The organism is Flavobacteriaceae bacterium GSB9 (genome assembly GCA_022749295.1).
In the GTDB taxonomy this organism is placed as follows: Bacteria; Bacteroidota; Bacteroidia; order Flavobacteriales; family Flavobacteriaceae; genus Flavisericum.
Genome location: CP062007.1, coordinates 1,196,293 through 1,217,195, shown reverse-complemented (window position 1 = coordinate 1,217,195; position 20,903 = coordinate 1,196,293). Strand labels below are relative to the sequence as shown.

Sequence of the window (20,903 nt, the reverse complement as noted above, 5' to 3'; positions counted from 1 at the left end):
ATATTGTCTACATCAACAAACTAAACGTGTTTTTATTCAATAGGAAACAAAATAACTTTGTCGATTACATGAACTACGCCATTAACGGCTTGAATATCGACTAATGAGGTTACTATATTACTTATTCTGCCATTGGCATCTGTTAATGTAAAGGCATTAGCATCGGCAGTGATGTTGCCGCCTAGTGTAACAACTGTGCCACTTGTTAATTGGGATGATTGAACATTGGCATCAACGATATGGTATAGAAGTACGGTGTCGACAGCAGAAGTTTCAACTTCTGTTAAGGCGTTTACACCTAATTCAGGCAATACCGATACAAAAGCATCATTAGTTGGAGCGAATACAGTAAATGGACCAGCGCTAGGATTAGATACGGTATCGATATAGGGCACTGTCGGCGAACCTGTGTCTGCATAAGCTAAGGCTCCTACCAGCGTAGATAGAGCAGAATTTGAAGTTGCAAAAGTAGCGATAGTAGGTAAATCGATTACTTGATTAACGACGTGTACTATGCCGTTAGTGGCTTCTATATCTGGTGTTTCAACTGAAGACAAGCCGTTGAACATTACTCCGGATGTTCCATCAAAATATAGACTCAATTTAGTTCCATTAGGACCATCGGCCATTGTGTTGGTGTATCCGGTATTTCCAGTAAGGGCAGTTGATTCTATGTTTCCTTCAATGACATGGTTTAACAAAATCTGCGTTAAAACATCATTTGGAACCTCTGACAACGAGCTAAACCCCTTATCGGCCAAAAAGTCGGTAAATGCCTCATTTGTTGGAGCTAATACTGTTTTGTCACCAGAAGCAGATAAGGCGTCAACCAAACCAGCCTGTACAACGGCCTCTACAAGAATGCTTAAGTTAGGAGAGGCTTGTGCTGTTTGCACAATATTTAAGGTTGGTCCTTGGGGTGCATTGTCATCATCACTATCGCAGGAAACAAAAAGTAATGCTACAAGCGCTAGTACTGTTAATTTTTTAAGTGATTTTAATGTGTTCATAGTAGATGTTTTTAATTTGTTTAACAAAAATACAAAAAAATTAAACATAATTATTATTTTGTTTGATAAAATTTTCTTAAAGTTAAACAAATATGTTTTTTATATTCAAGCGAAAACTTTTAAGGGTCTCTGTAATATGTTATTAATATGTATCTTTGCACATCAAAATTTTAAACATGAAACGTGTAATAATTGGTCTTTCTGGTGGTGTTGATTCAAGTGTTGCTGCCTACTTGTTAAAGGAGCAAGGGTATGAGGTTATTGGGCTTTTTATGAAAAACTGGCATGATGATTCGGTGACTATATCGAATGAATGCCCTTGGTTAGACGATAGTAATGATGCCATGTTGGTAGCCGAAAAATTAGGTATACCTTTTCAAACAGTTGATTTAAGCGAGCAATACAAGGAGCGCATTGTCGATTATATGTTTCATGAATATGAAAAAGGCAGAACGCCAAACCCCGATGTGCTTTGCAACCGTGAAATTAAGTTCGATGTTTTCATGAATATCGCTTTAGAGTTGGGGGCCGATTACGTGGCTACAGGGCATTATTGCAGAAAGGGGACTATTGAAAAGGACGGAAAAGAAGTGTATCAATTACTGTCGGGTGTTGATTCTAATAAAGATCAATCCTACTTTCTGTGCCAATTATCCCAAGAGCAGCTTTCAAAATCTTTGTTTCCAATAGGCGAGCTCACTAAACCCGAAGTCCGTAAAATAGCATCAAATCTCGACTTGGTCACTGCAGGGAAAAAAGACTCACAAGGACTATGTTTTATTGGAAAAGTAAAATTGCCAGACTTCCTTCAGCAACAGCTAAAACCGAAAGAAGGCGTAATAGTTGAAATTTCTGAGGACCAGGAGATTTTTTCTAAGAGTACCCCTCATTTTGATTCGGAAGAAGATAAACTGAAATACCTTTCACGTAAACTTCAATATAAAATTGACGATGGAAAAATAGTTGGCAAGCACCAAGGTGCCCACTACTTCACCAAAGGGCAACGTAAAGGTTTGGCAGTTGGGGGAACGGTAGAACCCTTATTTGTAATAGATACCGATGTTGAGGAAAATGTTATATACACCGGGCAAGGCAAGGAACATCCTGGTTTGTTAAAAAAAGCGCTGTTTATTAGTGATGAAGAACTCCATTGGGTGCGAAACGATTTATCTTTAAATACAGGAGAAACCATGCAGGTCAATGCCAGAATACGCTACAGGCAACCGTTAGAACGAGCAACTTTGTATAAAGTGGATGGTGGACTGTATGTTGAGTTTGAAAATTTCCAATCAGCAATAACCGAAGGTCAATTTGCTGCGTGGTATATTGGAGATGAACTTATAGGTTCTGGAGTAATTTCGTAAATTGGCTAAAATTTAGCCTTTATCATGTCCAAAAAAGTCGTTCATCTTGTTTTTGGAGATTTTTTCAAATCGACTTTTGAAAAATGTAATCACCCAAAAATTGTTCAAGGTCATATTATAAGATTGAATGACGACTTACGTATAGGACCCATTTTTCAATTGAATTCAAGTACCGGACAATCGCAACGTGAAAAATGGTTGCAAAGAACCAATGGAAGTTATTTTAAAGATTACTATACAGGTTTTGTAGTTGAAGATAGCCTCAAAATAGAACAGCTAAAAGCAGATGACTCCGTTACAGATATTTATGTGTGGTCTGCTCGAAATGCTCTAGATGGTCTCTACACCACAAGATTATTAAATGCTTTAGAAGGAACTTCGTTTAACATTTATATGGCTGATTTTTGTGATTTTAAGTTAAAATCGGCAATCGGCAATCTATTTGATTTAACCTCTCTAGCACTGGTAAGAACAAGTGATGTCCCTTTGCTTTTAAAACGTTTTAAAATAATTAATGAGCAAGCTTTTAAAAAAGCCAATGCACTTTGGAAGCATGCAATTGCCAATAAAGCTGTTTTGAGAGGAATTAATGATGATGGTAAAATTCAGTTTTTGGAAGCATCGCATTTTGATAACATTTTGTTGCAGCATTGTACTGAAAATTATCAAAAATCCGTGCGAGTTGTTGTTTGTACATTGGTCGATATCGATTATGTAATTAACGATGGTTTTTTGGATTGGAGGCTTAAGGTATTGGTACAATTGGGGCGTTTACACTTTGAAGGTCAATTAAAAGAAAAGCGAGACTATTCAATAAAAAAAGCAAGTTGATGCCAAATAAAACCACAGAACTATTTAACATAAAATACCCCATTATTCAAGCCGGAATGGTTTGGAATAGTGGATGGCGCTTGGCCTCAGCAGCCAGCAATTCAGGAATATTAGGGCTCATTGGGGCGGGGTCTATGTATCCCGAAGTGCTGAGGGAGCATATTCAGAAATGTAAAAAGGCGACCCAAAAACCATTTGGTGTAAATGTGCCTATGTTGTATCCGGACATCGAAAAAATAATGGATATTATTGTTGAAGAAGGCGTTAAAATTGTGTTTACATCGGCTGGAAATCCAAAAACTTGGACATCATGGTTGCAGGAAAGAGGTATTATAGTTGTACATGTGGTTAGTAGTTTAAAGTTTGCACTTAAGGCGCAAGAAGCTGGTGTTGATGCTATTGTTGCAGAAGGGTTTGAAGCGGGCGGCCATAACGGTAGGGATGAAACAACAACACTAACATTAATACCTACAGTAAAGGAAAAAATAACGATTCCGCTCATAGCTGCTGGTGGTGTTGCTAACGGAAAGGCCATGTTGGCAACTATGGTTTTAGGAGCCGACGGCGTACAAATAGGAAGCCGCTTTGCAGCCAGTGAAGAAAGTTCAGCCCATATAAATTTTAAACAAGCAATTGTTGATGCTAAGGAGGGTGACACCCAATTGACGCTCAAGGAATTGGCTCCTGTAAGGTTGATGAAAAATAAATTTTACCAAGATGTTCAGGAGCTCTACAAAACTGCACCGACAATCGAAGAATTAAAGGAGTTGTTGGGCAGGTCCCGGGCAAAAAAAGGAATGTTTGAGGGCGACTTAGAAGAGGGTGAGCTAGAAATAGGGCAAGCTTCTGGGTTAATTCATAATATAAAACCCGTATCGGAGATTGTGGATGATATCATTCTAGAATTTAAAGAAGCACAAAAGAACATTGCAAATTTTCAATTGTAATAGGCCTTTACACTAAAAACAGAGAAGAAATTTTCTTTCTTCTCTGTCCTTTCGAAACCTTAAGCTTTTTATTTCAAATCCCTAAATTAAAACTTAAATGTCTCTTAGTCTGTTAATTAATTCTACAGGAGACATTGTGAAAATACTAAAAATACTGGTTTTAGCTGTGCTTTTTTTTAAAATTAACATTTGTTAATTTGATCCACTTAAAAGATTTTGGAAATATGACTAAAAAGCAAAGCTTATAATTTACTTTTGCCAAATGCAATTAGCAAAATACACCAAAGAATTTAGTTACAATTGGCGCTTGGCTGCCCCTGTTATGTTAGGTATGCTGGGGCATACCTTTGTTAGTTTTGTAGACAATATTATGGTAGGCCAATTAGGTACAGCCCAATTGGCAGCAGTATCTTTAGGTAATAGCTTTATGTTTATAGCAATGTCTTTGGGCATTGGTTTTTCAACTGCTATTACGCCACTTGTTGCAGAGGCAGATGCAGGTGATAATTTTTCCGTTGGAAAATCGGCTTTCAAACACGGTTTATTTTTATGTACGGTTTTGGGAGTTCTCATGTTTTTGTTGGTTTTTTTTGCAAAACCTATTATGTATTTAATGAAACAACCCGTTGAAGTGGTTGAGTTTGCCATTCCGTACTTAAATTTGGTTGCCGTTTCGTTAATTCCCTTAATTGTATTTCAAGCTTTTAAACAGTTTAGCGACGGGCTGTCCATGACTAAGTATCCCATGTACGCGACTATTTTAGGAAATATCATAAATGTGGTTTTAAATTACATTTTTATTTTCGGAAAGTTGGGTATGCCTGAGTTGGGTATTGTTGGAGCAGCTTATGGTACATTGGCTTCACGTTTATTTATGGTGGGCCACATTTGGTTTCTACTGGCGAAAAAAGAAAAGTCTAAAAGTTACGTTACAAACATTCGTTTTTTTGTTTTGGATAAGTTGATGTTAAAAACAGTACTTAATCTAGGTGCGCCTAGTGCTTTACAAATGTTTTTTGAGGTTGCCATTTTTACAGCTGCCATTTGGCTTAGTGGTTTGTTGGGGAAAAATCCGCAAGCAGCCAACCAAATTGCTCTAAATTTAAGCTCTATGACGTTTATGGTCGCTACCGGACTTAGCGTTGCAGCCATGGTAAGGGTTGGTAATCAAAAGGGTTTGAAAAAGTATTTAGAACTGCTTAGAATAGCGCATTCTATTTTCTTGCTCGGTGTTATATTGGCCACTGCCTTTGCATTGCTATTTTTGATTTTTCATACGCAACTGCCTAAGTTATATTTAGATTATAACGATGTGGAAAATGCATTGGACAATCGAGAGGTAATGCAAATCGCCTCTAAACTATTATTGGTGGCCGCTATTTTTCAAATAAGCGATAGTATTCAGGTGTTGGTTTTGGGGGCTTTACGCGGACTTCAAGATGTAAAGGTGCCTATGGTTTTGGTTTTTATTTCTTATTGGGTAGTTGGGTTTCCAGTGTCTTGGTTTTTAGGAAAGGCAAACGCATACGGAAGTTTTGGTATTTGGCTCGGACTCTTGGCCGGTTTAACAGTGGCTGCAATTTTATTGTATCTTCGGTTCAATTTTCTAATGAAAAAGCTAATTTTGTCCAACAAATAATTTCTTAATATGTCACTTCCAAAATTTATATTAGGCGATAATACCGATTATCCCAATGCCATTTATGTTATCCATACCGAATTCCCTCGGTTTATTATCAACCTTGAAGATGATGAGGTAGAGTGGTTTGAAGATTTTGATGCCGAAGATCAAAAGGAATTAGAGGCTGAAACTGAGAATGCCATAAAACAAGCGACCGAATTCTACGATACTGAAATAGCTAAGTATGAAGATTAATACTTGCCAATTGGAATATCTCCAAATGAAGTTCAAATGATAGAAACCTTTTTAGAATACGATACCAAATTGTTTTTATTTTTAAATAATTTAGGTAACCCAGCCTGGGATAATTTTTGGCTAATTGTAACCGATAAGCTCACTTTTATCCCATTATATGTGGTATTGTTATATTTACTTTACAAAAAATACGGTTTAAAATCGTTATTGGTTTTTGTTATCGTAGTGGCTTTAATGATTACGTTTACCGATCAAATCACTAATGTTTTTAAGCGGGGTTTTGAGCGACCGAGACCTTGTGGAAATACCGATATTATAGACCAGTTAAGGTTTATTGCGGTACGCTGTGGTAAATATGGGTTTTTCTCAGGGCATTCGTCAAACACCATGGCTGTAGCTGTTTTCACGGGTTTGATGCTCCGTCCTTATTTTAAAAACCTAATTTTTATTCTACTTTTTTGGAGTGCTACCGTGGCTTACAGTAGAGTTTATGTTGGTGTGCACTATCCGTTGGATATTGTATGCGGAATGACTTTTGGGGCTATTTCTGGATTTTTGTTTTATAAGTTAACCCAGTATCTTTTAAGAAGGTTTGTTAAAGTCTAAGTTTAAAAGGTAATCGGCTGCCGCAAATGGGGTGATTTTGTTATCGGCCAAGAGCTTTAGTTGGGCTTTTAGTTCGCTTTTCATTTTTGGATTGTTAAAGAATTGTGATTTTAACTGTTCTTCTATGGTTTGTGTGAGCCAATACTCATTTTGTTTTTTTCTTTTTAACTCAAAAAAACCATTGGAAGTTGTGGTTTCAAAGTAATCTAAAATCAAATCCCAAACCTTGTCAATGCCTTCGTTATTGATGGCACTGCATCGTAAAACCTTGGGTTGCCATTTTGAAGCTTTTTCTGGGTAAAGCTGTAAAGCACGTTTAAACTCGCTTACGGCAATCTTAGCCGGTTTTAAATTTTCTCCATCTGCCTTATTGATAATTATGGCGTCTGCCATTTCAATGATACCACGTTTAATGCCTTGTAACTCATCGCCGGCGCCCGCCAATTTTAAAAGCAAAAAGAAATCTACCATACTGTGTACGGTGGTTTCACTTTGACCAACACCAACAGTTTCAATAAGAATAATGTCAAAACCAGCGGCCTCACATAGAATAATGGTTTCACGTGTTTTTCGGGCAACACCACCTAAAGATGTACCGGATGCCGAAGGGCGGATATAAGCATTTTCGTTTTTAGCCAAGTTTTCCATGCGGGTTTTGTCGCCTAAAATACTGCCTTTAGTAATGGTGCTGCTGGGGTCTATAGCTAAAACGGCAACCCGTTTTCCTTTCTTGGTGAGTTGTTGCCCCAAAGCTTCTATAAAGGTACTCTTTCCAACTCCGGGCACTCCAGTTATACCAATACGAATGGAGTCGTTGGCATGGGGCAAGCAGTTTTCCAGAATGTCTTTTGCTTGTTTGGTATGTTTAGGGTTTTTGCTTTCAACTAACGTGATGGCCCGGCTTAAAGCGGCCACATCTTGTTTTAAGATTTTTTCGACTAATATAGAACTATTAGGCTCAACCTTTCGTTTGTTTTGAATTGATTGTATTGAAGCCAGATTCGTAATTTCTGAAACGGAACTGTCCTTTTTTTCTTCGTTAATATCGGGTTTTTTTTTCTTGGTCACGAATGCATCAATGTTTTTCTAATTTACAAAATTATTCAATTGGATTGAAAAACATTTATCGAACTATAATGCCAGGGTTATTTGAGGGGTACGGCAATTTTAACATCGTCCCAAGCCATGGTTAACGATAGGTTATCAGTTGAATTATCGAACGCAATGGTAAACTGCTCAACCACGTGGTTTAAATGTTTCACCGGAACTTCAACGTTTAAAACATCGTAGTTGGGGTCCCACATGGGTTTCATTTCGGCATTAACGCCCCAAGAATATTGTTTGGAGTTGAACATAACCGTCCAAGTAGAATCTTTAGGTACCGTCCACAACGTGTATTTCCCTGCTTCCAATGGTAGGCCATTAATTTTTAGGGGTTGGTTGGTTTCAAAAGTGGTCGCTTCATTGGCTCCTGTGCGCCATACTTGGTTGTACGGTACCAGACCTCCAAAAATTTCACGGCCTTTTTTGTATGGTCGGTTATAAAACACCTTCATTTTTAAATCATTCAGTTTAAATTCTACAGTATCTTTTGGGCTTAAGCGGTGTTCAAAAATATTTTCAACAATAGAAGAGTATAAAAATAAGCCTAAAGCTATTATAGATAAAAGGATTAATAGTCGCTTTAAAAAGGTGTTCATATAGAGCAATTTATAGAGGCACAAAGATAATTTAAAAGGAATAACTACTAAAATGCAAACGTATATTTATTTAGCTTTGTTATGTACCTTCTAAAAAAAATAAAACTTTTTGCAACACCTTATTTTTTTTATCGTCTTTTAATTGAACTAACCAAAAACCATAAGTAAACCCAGCATGTTTCAAGTTGACATTATAGAACAATGTAAACAGAACAACCGAAAAGCACAACTGCAGTTATACAACCAGTACTGCGATGGTATGTATATTGTTGCCAAACGGTTTTTGAAAGATGCTGCCGAAGCCGAAGATGCCGTACAAGAAGGGTTTATAAAGGCCTTTGCTAAACTACATCAATATAAAGGAGAAGTTACTTTTGGTGCTTGGTTGAAACGTATTGTTGTAAATAAGTGTATAGACGTGCTAAAATCAAAGAAACACCAGCTTGTTGAGTTGGAAGAGGTGCACCTTAAAGTAGTCGATACACCAAAAGACGACAAATGGTTGGTAGAAGATGCAATAACAATAACCGATGTTAAATCAGCCATAGATAAACTGCCAGACAAGTACCGCTATGTTGTTATGCTGTATTTAGTTGAAGGTTATGACCATCAAGAAATTTCAGGTATTCTTGGAATTTCACAAGTAGCATCGCGCACGCAATTATCTAGAGGTAAATCAAAATTGCAAACCCTTTTAACACTTAAAAAAAATGGCACAAGATATTAGAGCTTTGTTTGAAAACGACAACCAACCGAACGAAAAAATGCCCAAGAACCATCAGGAGCGATTTTTGAAAAAGCTGGATAAAAGTATGCCAGTCGCTAAAAAGAAATCATTTAATTGGCTATATCTAGCGGCAAGTCTTGTTTTTCTTTTTGGGTTGAGTTTTGGTGCGTTTAAGGTTTTCAATCCGCCTGTAGGAAATGGACAGGTTGAGGTTGCCAATACGCAAAGTACAGAAACTAAATCTTTGGGGGATATCTCTCCCGGATTAAAAAAAGTTGAAGACTATTATTTGGCCAGTATCAATTTAGAGTTGTCAAAAATTGAATACACGCCAGAAACCAAAGAACTCTTTGATGGCTATTTGGCACAATTAAGCGAGTTGGACAAAGAGTACAAGCGCTTATCTTTGGAGCTTACTGAATCTGGGCCAAGCGAGTTAACCGTCAATGCATTAATTGACAACCTGAAACTTCGCTTAAACCTGTTGTACCGATTAAGGGCTCAAATTAAAACATTAAAAACTTCAGAAATAGATGAAGTTGCAAAATCAATCTAAAAAAATCAAAAAATGAATAGTAAAATTATAAAAATCAATCTTTTGGCAATCTGCTTTTTATTAACAGGAAGCATGTTGGCCCAAAACAAGTTAACCAAAGTTTTACAATCTATAAAAGTAGATAAAGATGTGGTTGTAGATTTAAGAACCAGCAATTGCAATATTGTTTTTGATACCTGGAATAAAGACGTTGTTGAGGTTGAAGCCTACATAGAGGGTGAAAAGCTCAGTAATGAAGAGCTCCAGGACGCTTTAAAATCATGGAAAGTAGATGTTGATGCCACGCAAAACAATGTGTCGATAAATGCTGCTGGAGGGGGTTCTAGAAACTGGGTGGTACATGCCAATGGCGATGACGATGTAAAAGTGATTTTAAAGGAATTGAAGTATGAATTAGCTGAAATGCCAGAAATGCCCAATATGGATTTAAACTTGCATGTTCTTGAAGTTCCAAACATCCCAGAGTTGCCAGAACTTCCAGAGTTACCTGAGTTGCCGGAAGGAATCCATAACTTAAATTTTGATTACGATGCCTATAAAAAAGACGGAGAGAAATATTTAAAGGAATACACCGAAAAATTTGAATCGAAATTTGGTAAGGATTTTGAAGAAAAAATGGAGGCTTGGGGCGAAAAGTTTGGAAAACAATGGGGTGAAAAATATGGCAAGCAAATGGAAGCATGGGCCAAACAGTTTGAAAAACAATTTGACGAAGAAGCATTTGCAGAAAAAATGGCCGAGTGGGGCGAACGTTATGCAGAACAGATGGAAAGGCATGCCGAACGTATGGAGGCACAAGCTGAAATGCATGCCGAGCGCTCAGAACGTATGGCTGAAGCCCATAAAGCTCGTGAAGAAGCCCATGAAGAACGTATGGAGGCTCACAAAGAGCGACTGGAAGCTCATAAAGAGCGTATTAAAGAACGGGCAAAATTAGAAAAGGCACGTGAGAAAAAGGTAATTGAGATTATAAAGAGCAATCCAGATGTAGAGGTTAAACGGACTATTAAAATAAAAATGCCTAAAAAGGCAAAGTTAAAGGTAGATGTAAGGCATGGAGAAATAGAGTTTGCTGCAAATGTGGAAAATTTAGAAGCTAATTTAGCCTACACCAAATTTAAGGCACAACGTATTGATGGAAGTTTAACTTCCATCAATGCTTCGTATTCTCCGGTACATGTGGTGGATTGGAACTTAGGTGAACTTAATTTAAACTATGTTAAGAATGCTGAATTGAACAACGTAAAACATTTAGTTTTAAATGCGATATCATCTAATGTTGATGTTAACAAACTTTCTGGAAGCGCCGTTATTGATGGGAATATAGGTAATTTGACCATTGCTGCGATTGACGGTTCCTTTACCAATTTAAATGTTTTATTGCAAAATAGCGATGCGGTAATTATGCTTCCTAACGTAGAATGCAGTGTTAAGTTTAAGGGTACACATTCTCAGTTTTCGCACCCCGAAAAAACATCCAAAGACCATGCCTCTAATTTTTCATCAGGTAGTATGGCCAGTGGAAAAAGTATAGTGGTTAATGCTAAGTACAGTAATGTGGTTATGCAGTAAAATTACTCTTCCTTTAAATCTTCTTTAATTTGCCAGGTCCCGTTTATGGTTTGTATAATAAGCTTCGGGTCGCTTAAATAATCAAACCACAAAGTATCTTCTTTTTTTCTAAACCATGTAAGTTGTCGCTTAGCAAAGCGTCGTGTGTTTTTCTTGATTTCCGATACGGCAAAATCCAGTGTCCATTCGCCTTCAAAATATTTAAATAGCTCTTTGTAGCCTACCGTATTTAAAGCGTTTAAATGCTTTTGAGTAAGTAATGTTTTAGTTTCTTCCAAAAGACCGTCTTCCATCATTATATCCACCCTTTGTTCAATGCGGTTGTAAATGGTCTGTCTATCGGCGGAAAGCCCAATGGTTATAGTGTTGAAGTCGCGTTTTTCTTTGTTTTTTTTTAGGAATGAGGAGTAGGGCTGCCCAGAACCTATACAAACCTCTAAAGCACGGATAACACGATGGGGATTGTCAATGGTAATAGTATTGTAAGCAACGGTATCTAATATTTTTAGTTGTTCCTGTAAATAAGAGAGCCCTTTGTTTTGTAAATCGGCATTTAAGGATTCGCGAATTTCGCTGTCAACTTCCGGAAAATAATCTAATCCCTTTACAACAGCATCAACATATAAACCAGAACCACCAACCATAATAATAACATCGTGCTTTTTAAACAGTTTTTTTAAAAGGCTTAGAGCGTCTTTTTCAAATGCACCGACATTGTAATTATCGTGTATGGATTTGTGATGAATAAAATGGTGCTTGGCCTCTTGGAGTTCGTCTTGTGTTGGTGCTGCGGTGCCGATTTGCATTTCTTTGAAAAACTGGCGCGAATCGGCCGAAATGATTTCAGTATTATAATATTGCGCCAATTTTATGCTTAAGGCCGTTTTGCCAATGGCAGTTGGGCCTATTACAGAAATAAGATATTTTTTGTTGAGGTTGATAACTTTGGTGTATTTTAAGCAGTAAAGTTAGTTGTTAAAAGTGATTATGTCAACATTGCAAAAAAAAAATCTCGCACTGGATTTTATTCTGTATCTCAGTACTACTTTATTTATCAGACTGTTTTTAAAGTTTATCACCGCACTTGTGGCAAAATTGGGCATTGTCTTGGTGGTCTTCAGCCGAACAGTTGGTACAGGACTGAGTGTTTAGGTGTATTTTTGGTGTTGGTTCGGGGTTGGTTTTTTTACTTTGGCTTGTATATTCGGCAGAAACTATCCCTGTTGGAACAGCAATAATACCATAACCAAGTATCATTACTAAAGAGGCAATAAACTGGCCTAAAGGTGTTTGTGGGGCAATATCACCAAAACCTACAGTAGTGAGTGTCACAATACACCAATACACACTTTTTGGAATGTTGGTAAAGCCATTTTCTTCACCTTCTACTAAATACATAATAGTGCCTAGAATTATAGCGACAATTAAAACCGCAAACAGAAAAACCGATATTTTGGCCCTACTGGCCTTTATAGCGTTAACCAAAAGTTGTGAGGCACCTAAGTATCTTGCTAATTTTAAAATCCTAAATACTCTTAATAACCGCAAGGCGCGTAAGGCTGCTAGGGCATGTATTCCACCAAAAATAAGTGAAATGTATTTGGGAATAGTTGATAAAAAATCAACAATGCCATAAAAACTGAAAATGTATTTAAACGGTTTTTTAACGGTAACAATACGGGCAATATACTCGATGCTGAAGAGTATTGTAATTATCCACTCAGAAATATTTAAAATACCATGATATTTGGCATCTATACTATTAACACTTTCCAGCATAACTAATAGTATACTGGCAATAATAACAACAAAAAGCACGACATCAAAAAGCTTTCCCGATGGGGTATCGGCTTCATAAATTATTTCATGAAGCTTTTCTTTCCAGTTCTTTTTTTGATGTCTTTTCATTGAACCTAAAATAATAAAATATTAGCTATTGGTTTTCAATAAAATTAAGGAGTTGTTTTGTTTGTCTATTATCTTGGCCATAAATTCTTTAAGGTATGGATAATACTCGGGAGCATAAAAAGCTTCTTTGAAGCTAAATTTAAGCATTACTGTTACATTATCGCCAATTTGTTTTGAAGAAAAACTAAGCTGCCCAGTATTGTTTGGTAACCTTAAAATATAGTCTTTTGGCAACTCGGCAACCGAATAGTTTTCGTCGAGCTTTAAAGAAAACATATAAAAGTAAGTGTCTTTATATCCAAAATCGATAGGATAGGTCCTCTCTTGTAGTTTGAAGGGGTTAGAACTGAAAAATTTTGTTAAAATAGGATTTAAGTATATGGTTTCGCCAGTAGGGTCGAGGTTGTACTCCACATTGTATTTTTCAGAAAATGTTGGATCGTTTTTGTCCTTTGATTGACTTTCGTGATCTGAAATTTCGATAAATGGCGCATCGTTTTGTAGCTTTTCAATATAGGTTTGTTTATTTGAAAAATACCGTTTTTTAGTGCTTAAGGCATGATACCCTGAAAATTTAGCCATAATGCTTCCCGTTATATTTTGGTTGGCATCAATATTTAAATCGGCTTTATAAAATGTGTTCGATGGTTTTTTAGGAGCAATATCAATCCATTTGCTGCCTATGTCAAAATCCAACAAACGCCCGTATTGGTTCAAACATCTAAAGGGCAGTTCGCCAAAACTTAAATAGTTGTCGGTAGCATCGAGTAAATATGTTTTTTCGTTAATGGTTGCCTGTACAATAAGGTAATTAAAATCGGTTATTACTGGGTATAGCTTTGTTGCAAATCCATTCGCTCTGGTTGATAGCAAAACAGGCCTGGACTTTATACCACTTTCTCTCAATAAATTGTTGAGTAAAATATTTACCGATGATACGTTACCCGATTTGTTCTTAATTAAATCTTTTACAGAGACATCTTTGAAAATTTTAAAATCACCATTCCATGTATAATACTTTTGTACATGTTTGTATATAGCTTTAGCTTTTTCTAAAGGGGCTTTTAGGTTTCTTATGTCTTCTGGTAGTAGTTCTTCTATATCTAAGGTTTTTTTGAGTTGTTTGCCAATGTCTTTTTCCTTTTTTATTTCTTTATCAACGTCCTCCCAAGTTTTCGTGTAATGGTGAACACGTCCATCCATCGATTTAAAGGTTTCAAGCTCATACTCTAACCGCGCTAAATAATTTTTTCTTGTGGTCATGTAGTCTTCTTCAATAAAAGCAGGAATATCTTTCATGGCATAAACCATTTCTGAGCAATCAGCACTTCCTCCACCTGCTTCAATACATTTCTCTTTAACATCACCTTTATGTGTAGCTAGTTTTTGCCCGCCCACTAATTTTATATTGTAAACCCAATTGGCGGGAATACTGGTTCTGTATTCGCTGTATAATTTTGGAATGTCGCCTTGAAATTCCCAACCATGATATTTTCTCATATACGGAGACCTTATTTTGTAGCTGTACGTAATAACCGACCCTTCCTTTACATTTGGGAGCGTAAACTTTACCATGGTTATATTTTCGTTGTATTCTTCCCTATAAATATTGTTTTTGTCAAGTTTGGTTTTTACAACGTTGTCGCCTTCTAAATTATATGTGGTGCCAACGATGTCTTTTACCTGTTCAAAATGATTGCCATCGGTTTTGTAAAGGTAGAGAGTTACCGTAGCATGGTCAAAGCCATCTTTGTTGAAGATTTTTACTTTATGTTTTTCCTCTGTTCTTAAATCATATTCGCGCCCATCAACATGGCTGCTGCCATATTCATATAAAACCAAAGCATGGGCAGTTGAATCTTTAGGATAGGTGTTCATTTTTAAATCCTGTAGAGAAACTCTAAAAACGGGATTGTTTTCTGAAGCTTGTGAAAATGAAAGTAACGAAAAGGCTAATAGTAGGAATAGAAAAGTGATTTTGTTCATGTTTAATCTAATGTTATAATTTTTAGTCGTTTGTTTTTTCTGAGGTAGCTTTGAATGATGTGCTGCACATCCCTGTTGTTTTGCATAGGGGTTATGATGGATTCCAAAATATCAATATTGTTTATTTGATAGTTCAGATTGAAATAGCCTATACCTTGGAAAACACCATTTTTAATAAGTATGGCACTGCGTTCGTCAACAGATCTGCCACGGTCAATAACAACCATATTTTTGTTAGAGTAGCTATTTTTTTCAATGAGCTGTTTTACTCTAACATTGTAAGTTTCGGCAGGCTCTTTTTGAATACAGGCCCCTTTACATTGTTTTATGTCGTAATTGAAACAACTGGTTTTTGTTTTGTACAATCCTGCCAGCTTTTGGCAAAGGTTATAATCTTCTACAGCTTTGCTAATAAAACTTTTGCCGCTTTGCCGATTGCTGAATGTTGTGATGGGTTTTTTGCGTCCGTCAGCAATATCTATTTTTAGGTTTATATAATTGTTGTCGTCTACAAAACTATATAAAGCATGAGTGAATATTGAACGACGTAATGCTCGATTATATATAGGTTTATTCTTTTTTATTTCTTCACTCTCTTTTAAAAGAGCGACCAATTCGCTACCAGTAGATTCATAGGTTACAGCACTTACTTGAGCTTGGATTTTTTTAGATTTGGCATTCGTACCCGTAAAATGCTGGTTGATTCTTTTTTTGATATTTTTACTTTTCCCGATGTAGATAATTTCGCCATCCGATTTATGGATGTAATATACCCCAGTGGTTGAAGGCAGTTCGTCAAGAATATCTAAATGTTTTGGCTCTAATTGATACTTTGGCTTAGATTTAACCGATTGTTTTACAATATTTTTGTTAGTGTCTTTATCAAGCAGGATTTTAAATAATTTAACCGTTGCCAGTGCGTCGCCCGAAGCCCGGTGGCGGTCGGTAACGGGTATGCCCAACGAACGAACGAGTTTGCCTAAGCTATACGATGGCTGCCCGGGTATTAAACTTTTTGAAAGTTCAACCGTACAAAGGGATTGTCGTTCATATTCAAAACCTAATCTTCTAAATTCCGTTCTTAAAATTCTGTAGTCAAACTGGGCATTGTGAGCTACTAAAATGCATTCGTCTGTGATTTCTACTATCCGTTTGGCCACTTCGTAAAACTTGGGTGCGTTGCGAAGCATATTGCTATTTATGCCCGTTAGATTAACGACAAAGGGTTGTATGTCGCGTTCTGGGTTTATTAGGCTTATAAATTGATCGACCACCTCATGGCCATCATATTTATAAATAGCAATTTCGGTTATGCCTTCTTCGTTATACTTTCCACCGGTAGTTTCTATGTCGAGTATTGCGTACAAATAATAAATTTATAGTAGGTTAATATATGGGTTTTAATAGTTCCTTTCTCCAAATATACTACTTCCAATTCTAACCATGGTACTGCCACATTCTATGGCCAATTTGTAATCGCCACTCATCCCCATGCTTACTATTTTTAATTGGCAGTTTTCAGTGGCGATAGTTTTTAATTGGTCAAACGTAGACTTTAAATTGTTGAACTCTTGTTTAATTTGGGTTTTATTTTCTGTAAAGGTGGCCATGCCCATTAGGCCAGTAATTCTTATATTTTTTAATTCTGAAAAGGATTCAGACTTTAATATTTCAGAAGCTTCACTTGCTGGCATTCCAAATTTAGAATCTTCTTCGGCAATTTTTATTTGAAGCAGGCAATCAATAACACGGTCGTTCTTTTTTGCCTGTTTGTTTATTTCCTTTAGTAATTTAAAATTGTCAATGCCGTGAATTAATGATACAAAGGGAGCCATATACTTTACTTTGTTGCGTTGCACGTGGCCTATCATGTGCCACTCAATATCTTTTGGCATGGCCTCGTATTTTTCAACCATGTCTTGTATTTTGTTTTCGCCAAAAATGTGGTGCCCCGCTTCATAGGCTTCCATAATGTCGCTTACGGGTTTTGTTTTCGAAACAGCGACAAGTGTAACGTGCTCGGGGAGCAATGCTTTTATTTCGTTTAGGTTTTTAGAAATGCTCATTTAAATTTACTTTTAAAATTCATAAATGGTTACACCGCTTCTTAATTTAGGTTCAATAAACGTGCTTTTAGGTGGCATGGTCAAGCCGGAATCGGCTATGGCTTTTAATTCAAAAATATTAATAGGAACCAGCCCAAAACCAACAGCAAATTCACCGCTATCGACTTTGCTTTTTATAGTTACTAAGTCATTTTTACCGTGCGAATAAGCTATTCGTGTATCGTTCCGTAAATCGGTTACACCCAAAATAGGCTCTAAAACTGTTTTGTATAATATTTGGGTATCTAAAGCATCCAGCGGTGTTTGGAATTTGTAGTGGCCTTTCCTAAGGTGAAGCGAGTAAAATTCACCATCTAAGTACATGCTAAAATGGTGTTTTTGGTTTGGTTTGTAGAGGTCTGTTCCTCTGTTTTCAATTCTGAAAACGGTATCGAGTTTTATTAAAAATGACTCTTTTGAAAGTCCGTTTAAATCTTTCACCAATCTATTGAATTCGTGTATTTTCAGTTCAGACTCGGGGATTAAAAAGCTCATAAAATAATTATAAGGCTCATGTCCCGTATGGTTTTTGTTTTCTGCTTTTAAAGTTTCTGCCAATAAAACCGATGAAGCCGAGCGGTGATGGCCATCGGCAATATGTATGGTTCTCATGGTTTTAAAAGCATCTTGAATGGCTTTAACCTGGTTTTTGTTGTTAAGTTTCCAAAGGTAATGGGTGTCGCGGTAAGTTGTGGTAAATTCGTATTCAGCTCGCTGTTGTTGTACTTCAGAAATAACTTTTGCAATCTCTTTATTATGGGCATAGGTTAACAGTACGGGTTCGGCATTAAAGCCAACGGTTTTTAAGTAATCTTTAAATAGATTTTCGCGGTGTTCAATGGTGTTTTCATGTTTTCTAATAACGTTATTTTTATAATCATCGGTACTGGCAGCGGCAATTATTCCTGAAAACGACACCTTATCGCGGTTAACAATTTTATAAATGTAATAGCAAGGGGTGCTGTCTTGAATAAAGATACCATCTTCCTTAAATTCTAAATACCTGTTTTTAACTAAACTGTATCGGTCTTTGCCTTTGATGGCTTTGCTGTACCTGTAACCCGGATTGATGATATGTAAAAACGAAAACGGATTATAGTCCAATCGTGCTTCCAGTTCGGCCTGCGTAAAACTCTGGTACGAGCGCGACGCTACTAAACCGACTTTGTCTCGCGTTGGTCTTACAGCTTTAAAAGGAAGAATTTGAGCCATTGGTTTATTTATTATTTATTAAAGTACTGAAGCTATTGTAATCGTCTTTTGAAAAGAAAATGTTTTTTGGAACATATATAAATTGACCCTTTGAAATATATAACAACCAATATTGAGCATTTGAAACCACGTGTTGCAGAGTGTTCGGATCCAATTTTGACTCATTATTGTTTTGTTTAAAATATAAAAAACGATTGTCGAAAGTGAGATTTGTTTCAGAAAAGATAGGTTGATGCCCTCTTGCACGAGACCAAAACCATAAAAATATGAACATGCCCAAGGGATAAGCAACAGCAAAAATCACAAAAAAAGTACTAAAGTTATCTTTTCCGAAATTTGATAGGTGTAATACACCAAAAAGAATCATTAGTGTATAGAGCCACCAAGACTTTTTCAATCGTTTTTCAAGTATTATTTTGCTGTATAATTTTTTTGTTAAACAAAAAGTTTGGGTTTTAATCATTACTTTTCAAACTGTTTAGATACGATTTCGGCTTTTTTGCTGTTAGAATAATCATAAAAACCTTCGCCCGATTTAACCCCTAGTTTACCGGCATTTACCATATTGACCAACAACGGACAAGGCGCATATTTTGGGTTTTTAAAGCCATTGTACATCACGTTTAAAATTGAAAGGCAAACATCCAGACCGATAAAATCGGCGAGTTGTAAAGGTCCCATAGGATGAGCCATGCCCAACTTCATCACCGTATCTATTTGTTCTACGCCAGCCACGCTGTTATAAAGCGTTTCGATAGATTCGTTAAGCATGGGCATTAAAATACGATTGGCTACAAAACCCGGGTAATCGTTCACTTCAACAGGAGTTTTGCCTAGTCCTTGTGAAAGTTCCATAATGGTTTTTGTAACCGCGTTAGTTGTGTTATAACCACGTATAATTTCTACCAATGGCATAATAGGCACTGGATTCATAAAATGCATACCTATTACACGATTAGGATTTGCCGTTGTAGCAGCAATTTGCGTAATGGAAATGGATGAGGTATTTGTGGCTAAAATAGTTTCGCTTGAACAAATTTGATCGAGTTCTGAAAATATTTTAAGTTTTAAATCTAAATTTTCGGTAGCGGCTTCAACTACCAATTCAGCATCTTTTACGCCGTTTTTAATTTCGATGAAGGTCGAAATCCTGTCTAAAGTTTCAGTTTTATCGGTTTCGGTAATTTTTTCTTTGGCCACCATTCGGTCTAAATTTTTAGAAATGGTTTCCAAGCCACGTTTTAATGAAGCTTCACTAATATCAATAAGGTTAACGTTAAAACCGCTTTGGGCAAAAGTATGCGCAATACCATTGCCCATGGTACCTGCGCCAATAACTGCAATGTTTTTCATAAGTTTTATAGTTTAAAATTGCAACCAAACCAGTAACGGTTGAGTTGGAATTCCGTAAAAGTTTCAAAACCTGGTAATGTCACGTTTCTGAAAACAAAACCACCATTTTAAAAGGCAGTAATAATCTGGTTGGCCACACGCAACGCTTCGGTACCGTCGCGTAGGGTTACTTCGGGAGCCCTATTATTATTTATTGCATGAGCAAAAGACTCTAACTCGTCTAAAATGGAATTGTTTTCGGGTATCGGCGGATTGTCGAAATAAATTTGTTTTTTAACGCCTTCAGCATTTTGAAGGATCATATCAAAATCGCCTGGATTTTCGGGTGCATCCTTCATTTTTACCACTTCGCACTTTTTGGTTAAAAAGTCAACCGAAATATAGGCGTCTTTTTGAAAGAACCGTGCCTTGCGCATTTTTTTGAGTGAAATGCGGCTTGCCGTTAGGTTGGCTACACAGCCATTTTCAAATTCCAACCGCGCATTAGCAATATCGGGGGTGTCGCTAATAACGGCAACACCGCTAGCCGAAACATGCTTGACTTTAGATTTTACAATACTTAAAATAATATCGATATCGTGAATCATTAAATCCAATACAACCGGAACATCGGTTCCTCTAGGGTTAAACTCCGCTAAGCGATGCGTTTCGATAAACATGGGCGACTTAATATCGTCTTTTACGGCAAGATATGCCGGATTGAAACGCTCTACATGCCCAACCTGGCCGCGCAGGTTGTTTTGTGCCAATAGTTGCCTAATGTGTTCGGCTTCCTCAACAGTATTGGTAATGGGTTTTTCAATAAAAATATGCTTGCCTTTTGCGATGGCCTGCTTGGCGCAATCGTAATGCGAAAGCGTTGGTGTTACAATGTCTACCATATCTACGGCATCAATCAAGGCATCAATGGAATTAAAAAACCTGTATCCAAATTCGGCTTCTATTTTTTTGCCATGCGTTTCATCGGCGTCATAAAAGCCAACGAGTTCGTATTTTTCAGATTGTTTTAGAAGTCTTAAATGAATTTTTCCTAAATGGCCAGCACCAAGAACACCTGCTTTTAGCATAATTATTACGTTTTCAACAAAAATAAGATATTTAAAAGATGAAACTAAAGAATTTGTTCCAATTTTTGAGGTAAAAACTGTGA

The 20,903-nt window shown here is 36.7% G+C and carries 20 protein-coding genes; 9 read left to right on the top strand and 11 right to left on the bottom strand.

The genetic code is table 11. The features are described from left to right. Positions 1–32: 32 nt before the first annotated feature. The gene (locus GSB9_01030; GenBank protein UKM64482.2) at positions 33–1,010 is read right to left on the bottom strand and encodes a fasciclin domain-containing protein; all 978 of its coding nucleotides are present in this window, start codon (positions 1,008–1,010) and stop codon (positions 33–35) included. 176 nt (positions 1,011–1,186) lie between these two features. Here GSB9_01030 and mnmA point away from each other — a divergent pair, with 176 nt between their 5' ends. From mnmA to GSB9_01023, 6 genes are all read left to right on the top strand, one after another. Then, complete coding sequence (gene mnmA, locus GSB9_01029) at positions 1,187–2,374, top strand: tRNA 2-thiouridine(34) synthase MnmA (GenBank protein ID UKM64481.1); 1,188 nt, start codon at positions 1,187–1,189, stop codon at positions 2,372–2,374. A gap of 24 nt (positions 2,375–2,398) precedes the next feature. Next, positions 2,399–3,205, top strand: coding sequence for a DUF1835 domain-containing protein (locus GSB9_01028; GenBank protein ID UKM64480.1), 807 nt, complete (start codon positions 2,399–2,401; stop codon positions 3,203–3,205). After that, entirely contained in the window at positions 3,205–4,152 is a 948-nt protein-coding gene (locus GSB9_01027; protein UKM64479.1) for a nitronate monooxygenase, read from the top strand. Before GSB9_01028 ends, GSB9_01027 begins: the two co-directional genes overlap by 1 nt. 262 nt (positions 4,153–4,414) lie before the next feature. Next, positions 4,415–5,791: an MATE family efflux transporter gene (locus GSB9_01025; GenBank protein UKM64477.1), complete on the top strand. Its 1,377-nt coding sequence runs from the start codon at positions 4,415–4,417 to the stop codon at positions 5,789–5,791. A 9-nt stretch (positions 5,792–5,800) separates the two neighbouring features. Continuing rightward, positions 5,801–6,028, top strand: a complete 228-nt coding sequence (locus tag GSB9_01024) for a hypothetical protein (protein ID UKM64476.1) — start codon at positions 5,801–5,803, stop codon at positions 6,026–6,028. Between the two features lie 36 nt (positions 6,029–6,064). Continuing rightward, the gene (locus GSB9_01023; protein UKM64475.1) at positions 6,065–6,634 is read left to right on the top strand and encodes a phosphatase PAP2 family protein; all 570 of its coding nucleotides are present in this window, start codon (positions 6,065–6,067) and stop codon (positions 6,632–6,634) included. On the opposite strand, the gene meaB is transcribed toward GSB9_01023, so the two are convergent. Both meaB and GSB9_01021 read right to left on the bottom strand, forming a co-directional pair. Further along, positions 6,611–7,702: a methylmalonyl Co-A mutase-associated GTPase MeaB gene (meaB, locus tag GSB9_01022; GenBank protein UKM64474.1), complete on the bottom strand. Its 1,092-nt coding sequence runs from the start codon at positions 7,700–7,702 to the stop codon at positions 6,611–6,613. The two genes, GSB9_01023 and meaB, sit on opposite strands and share 24 nt — an antisense overlap. Before the next feature lie 77 nt (positions 7,703–7,779). Continuing rightward, positions 7,780–8,334: a DUF2911 domain-containing protein gene (locus GSB9_01021; protein UKM64473.1), complete on the bottom strand. Its 555-nt coding sequence runs from the start codon at positions 8,332–8,334 to the stop codon at positions 7,780–7,782. Between the two features lie 175 nt (positions 8,335–8,509). Between GSB9_01021 and GSB9_01020 the strand changes: the two genes are divergently transcribed. The 3 genes from GSB9_01020 to GSB9_01018 are packed head-to-tail and all read left to right on the top strand — an operon-like array spanning position 8,510 to position 11,189. Then, positions 8,510–9,061: an RNA polymerase sigma factor gene (locus GSB9_01020; GenBank protein ID UKM64472.1), complete on the top strand. Its 552-nt coding sequence runs from the start codon at positions 8,510–8,512 to the stop codon at positions 9,059–9,061. Then, entirely contained in the window at positions 9,045–9,617 is a 573-nt protein-coding gene (locus tag GSB9_01019) for a hypothetical protein (GenBank protein ID UKM64471.1), read from the top strand. The genes GSB9_01020 and GSB9_01019 overlap by 17 nt, the downstream gene beginning before the upstream one ends. A 12-nt stretch (positions 9,618–9,629) precedes the next feature. Next, entirely contained in the window at positions 9,630–11,189 is a 1,560-nt protein-coding gene (locus GSB9_01018) for a hypothetical protein (protein UKM64470.1), read from the top strand. Positions 11,190–11,191: 2 nt separating this feature from the next. Here GSB9_01018 and miaA read toward each other — a convergent pair whose 3' ends face one another. The 8 genes from miaA to GSB9_01009 form a co-directional block, all read right to left on the bottom strand. After that, positions 11,192–12,130: a tRNA (adenosine(37)-N6)-dimethylallyltransferase MiaA gene (miaA, locus tag GSB9_01017; GenBank protein ID UKM64469.2), complete on the bottom strand. Its 939-nt coding sequence runs from the start codon at positions 12,128–12,130 to the stop codon at positions 11,192–11,194. A gap of 124 nt (positions 12,131–12,254) precedes the next feature. After that, complete coding sequence (locus GSB9_01016) at positions 12,255–13,097, bottom strand: ion transporter (GenBank protein ID UKM64468.1); 843 nt, start codon at positions 13,095–13,097, stop codon at positions 12,255–12,257. Between the two features lie 21 nt (positions 13,098–13,118). Then, positions 13,119–15,083, bottom strand: coding sequence for a DUF3857 and transglutaminase domain-containing protein (locus GSB9_01015; protein ID UKM64467.1), 1,965 nt, complete (start codon positions 15,081–15,083; stop codon positions 13,119–13,121). Between the two features lie 2 nt (positions 15,084–15,085). After that, positions 15,086–16,450, bottom strand: a complete 1,365-nt coding sequence (locus GSB9_01014; protein ID UKM64466.1) for a GIY-YIG nuclease family protein — start codon at positions 16,448–16,450, stop codon at positions 15,086–15,088. A gap of 33 nt (positions 16,451–16,483) precedes the next feature. Then, entirely contained in the window at positions 16,484–17,149 is a 666-nt protein-coding gene (locus GSB9_01013) for a YggS family pyridoxal phosphate-dependent enzyme (GenBank protein UKM64465.1), read from the bottom strand. Between the two features lie 12 nt (positions 17,150–17,161). Beyond that, positions 17,162–18,400, bottom strand: a complete 1,239-nt coding sequence (locus GSB9_01012; protein UKM64464.1) for a DUF1015 domain-containing protein — start codon at positions 18,398–18,400, stop codon at positions 17,162–17,164. A 462-nt stretch (positions 18,401–18,862) separates the two neighbouring features. Next, entirely contained in the window at positions 18,863–19,753 is an 891-nt protein-coding gene (locus GSB9_01010) for a 3-hydroxybutyryl-CoA dehydrogenase (protein UKM64462.1), read from the bottom strand. 107 nt (positions 19,754–19,860) lie between these two features. Further along, positions 19,861–20,820 carry a Gfo/Idh/MocA family oxidoreductase gene (locus GSB9_01009; protein ID UKM64461.1) on the bottom strand — a complete coding sequence of 320 codons (960 nt, stop codon included), beginning with the start codon at positions 20,818–20,820 and terminating at the stop codon, positions 19,861–19,863. Positions 20,821–20,903: the final 83 nt, after the last annotated feature.

Excerpts from the sequence above, each read along its gene's own strand:
- GSB9_01030 (UKM64482.2), bottom strand. The coding sequence starts at position 1,010 with ATGAACACATTAAAATCACTTAAAAAATTAACAGTACTAGCGCTTGTA.
- mnmA (UKM64481.1), top strand. The coding sequence starts at position 1,187 with ATGAAACGTGTAATAATTGGTCTTTCTGGTGGTGTTGATTCAAGTGTT.
- GSB9_01028 (UKM64480.1), top strand. The coding sequence starts at position 2,399 with ATGTCCAAAAAAGTCGTTCATCTTGTTTTTGGAGATTTTTTCAAATCG.
- GSB9_01027 (UKM64479.1), top strand. The coding sequence starts at position 3,205 with ATGCCAAATAAAACCACAGAACTATTTAACATAAAATACCCCATTATT.
- GSB9_01025 (UKM64477.1), top strand. The coding sequence starts at position 4,415 with ATGCAATTAGCAAAATACACCAAAGAATTTAGTTACAATTGGCGCTTG.
- GSB9_01024 (UKM64476.1), top strand. The coding sequence starts at position 5,801 with ATGTCACTTCCAAAATTTATATTAGGCGATAATACCGATTATCCCAAT.
- GSB9_01023 (UKM64475.1), top strand. The coding sequence starts at position 6,065 with ATGATAGAAACCTTTTTAGAATACGATACCAAATTGTTTTTATTTTTA.
- GSB9_01021 (UKM64473.1), bottom strand. The coding sequence starts at position 8,334 with ATGAACACCTTTTTAAAGCGACTATTAATCCTTTTATCTATAATAGCT.
- GSB9_01020 (UKM64472.1), top strand. The coding sequence starts at position 8,510 with ATGTTTCAAGTTGACATTATAGAACAATGTAAACAGAACAACCGAAAA.
- GSB9_01019 (UKM64471.1), top strand. The coding sequence starts at position 9,045 with ATGGCACAAGATATTAGAGCTTTGTTTGAAAACGACAACCAACCGAAC.
- GSB9_01018 (UKM64470.1), top strand. The coding sequence starts at position 9,630 with ATGAATAGTAAAATTATAAAAATCAATCTTTTGGCAATCTGCTTTTTA.
- GSB9_01016 (UKM64468.1), bottom strand. The coding sequence starts at position 13,097 with ATGAAAAGACATCAAAAAAAGAACTGGAAAGAAAAGCTTCATGAAATA.
- GSB9_01015 (UKM64467.1), bottom strand. The coding sequence starts at position 15,083 with ATGAACAAAATCACTTTTCTATTCCTACTATTAGCCTTTTCGTTACTT.
- GSB9_01013 (UKM64465.1), bottom strand. The coding sequence starts at position 17,149 with ATGAGCATTTCTAAAAACCTAAACGAAATAAAAGCATTGCTCCCCGAG.
- GSB9_01012 (UKM64464.1), bottom strand. The coding sequence starts at position 18,400 with ATGGCTCAAATTCTTCCTTTTAAAGCTGTAAGACCAACGCGAGACAAA.
- GSB9_01010 (UKM64462.1), bottom strand. The coding sequence starts at position 19,753 with ATGAAAAACATTGCAGTTATTGGCGCAGGTACCATGGGCAATGGTATT.
- GSB9_01009 (UKM64461.1), bottom strand. The coding sequence starts at position 20,820 with ATGCTAAAAGCAGGTGTTCTTGGTGCTGGCCATTTAGGAAAAATTCAT.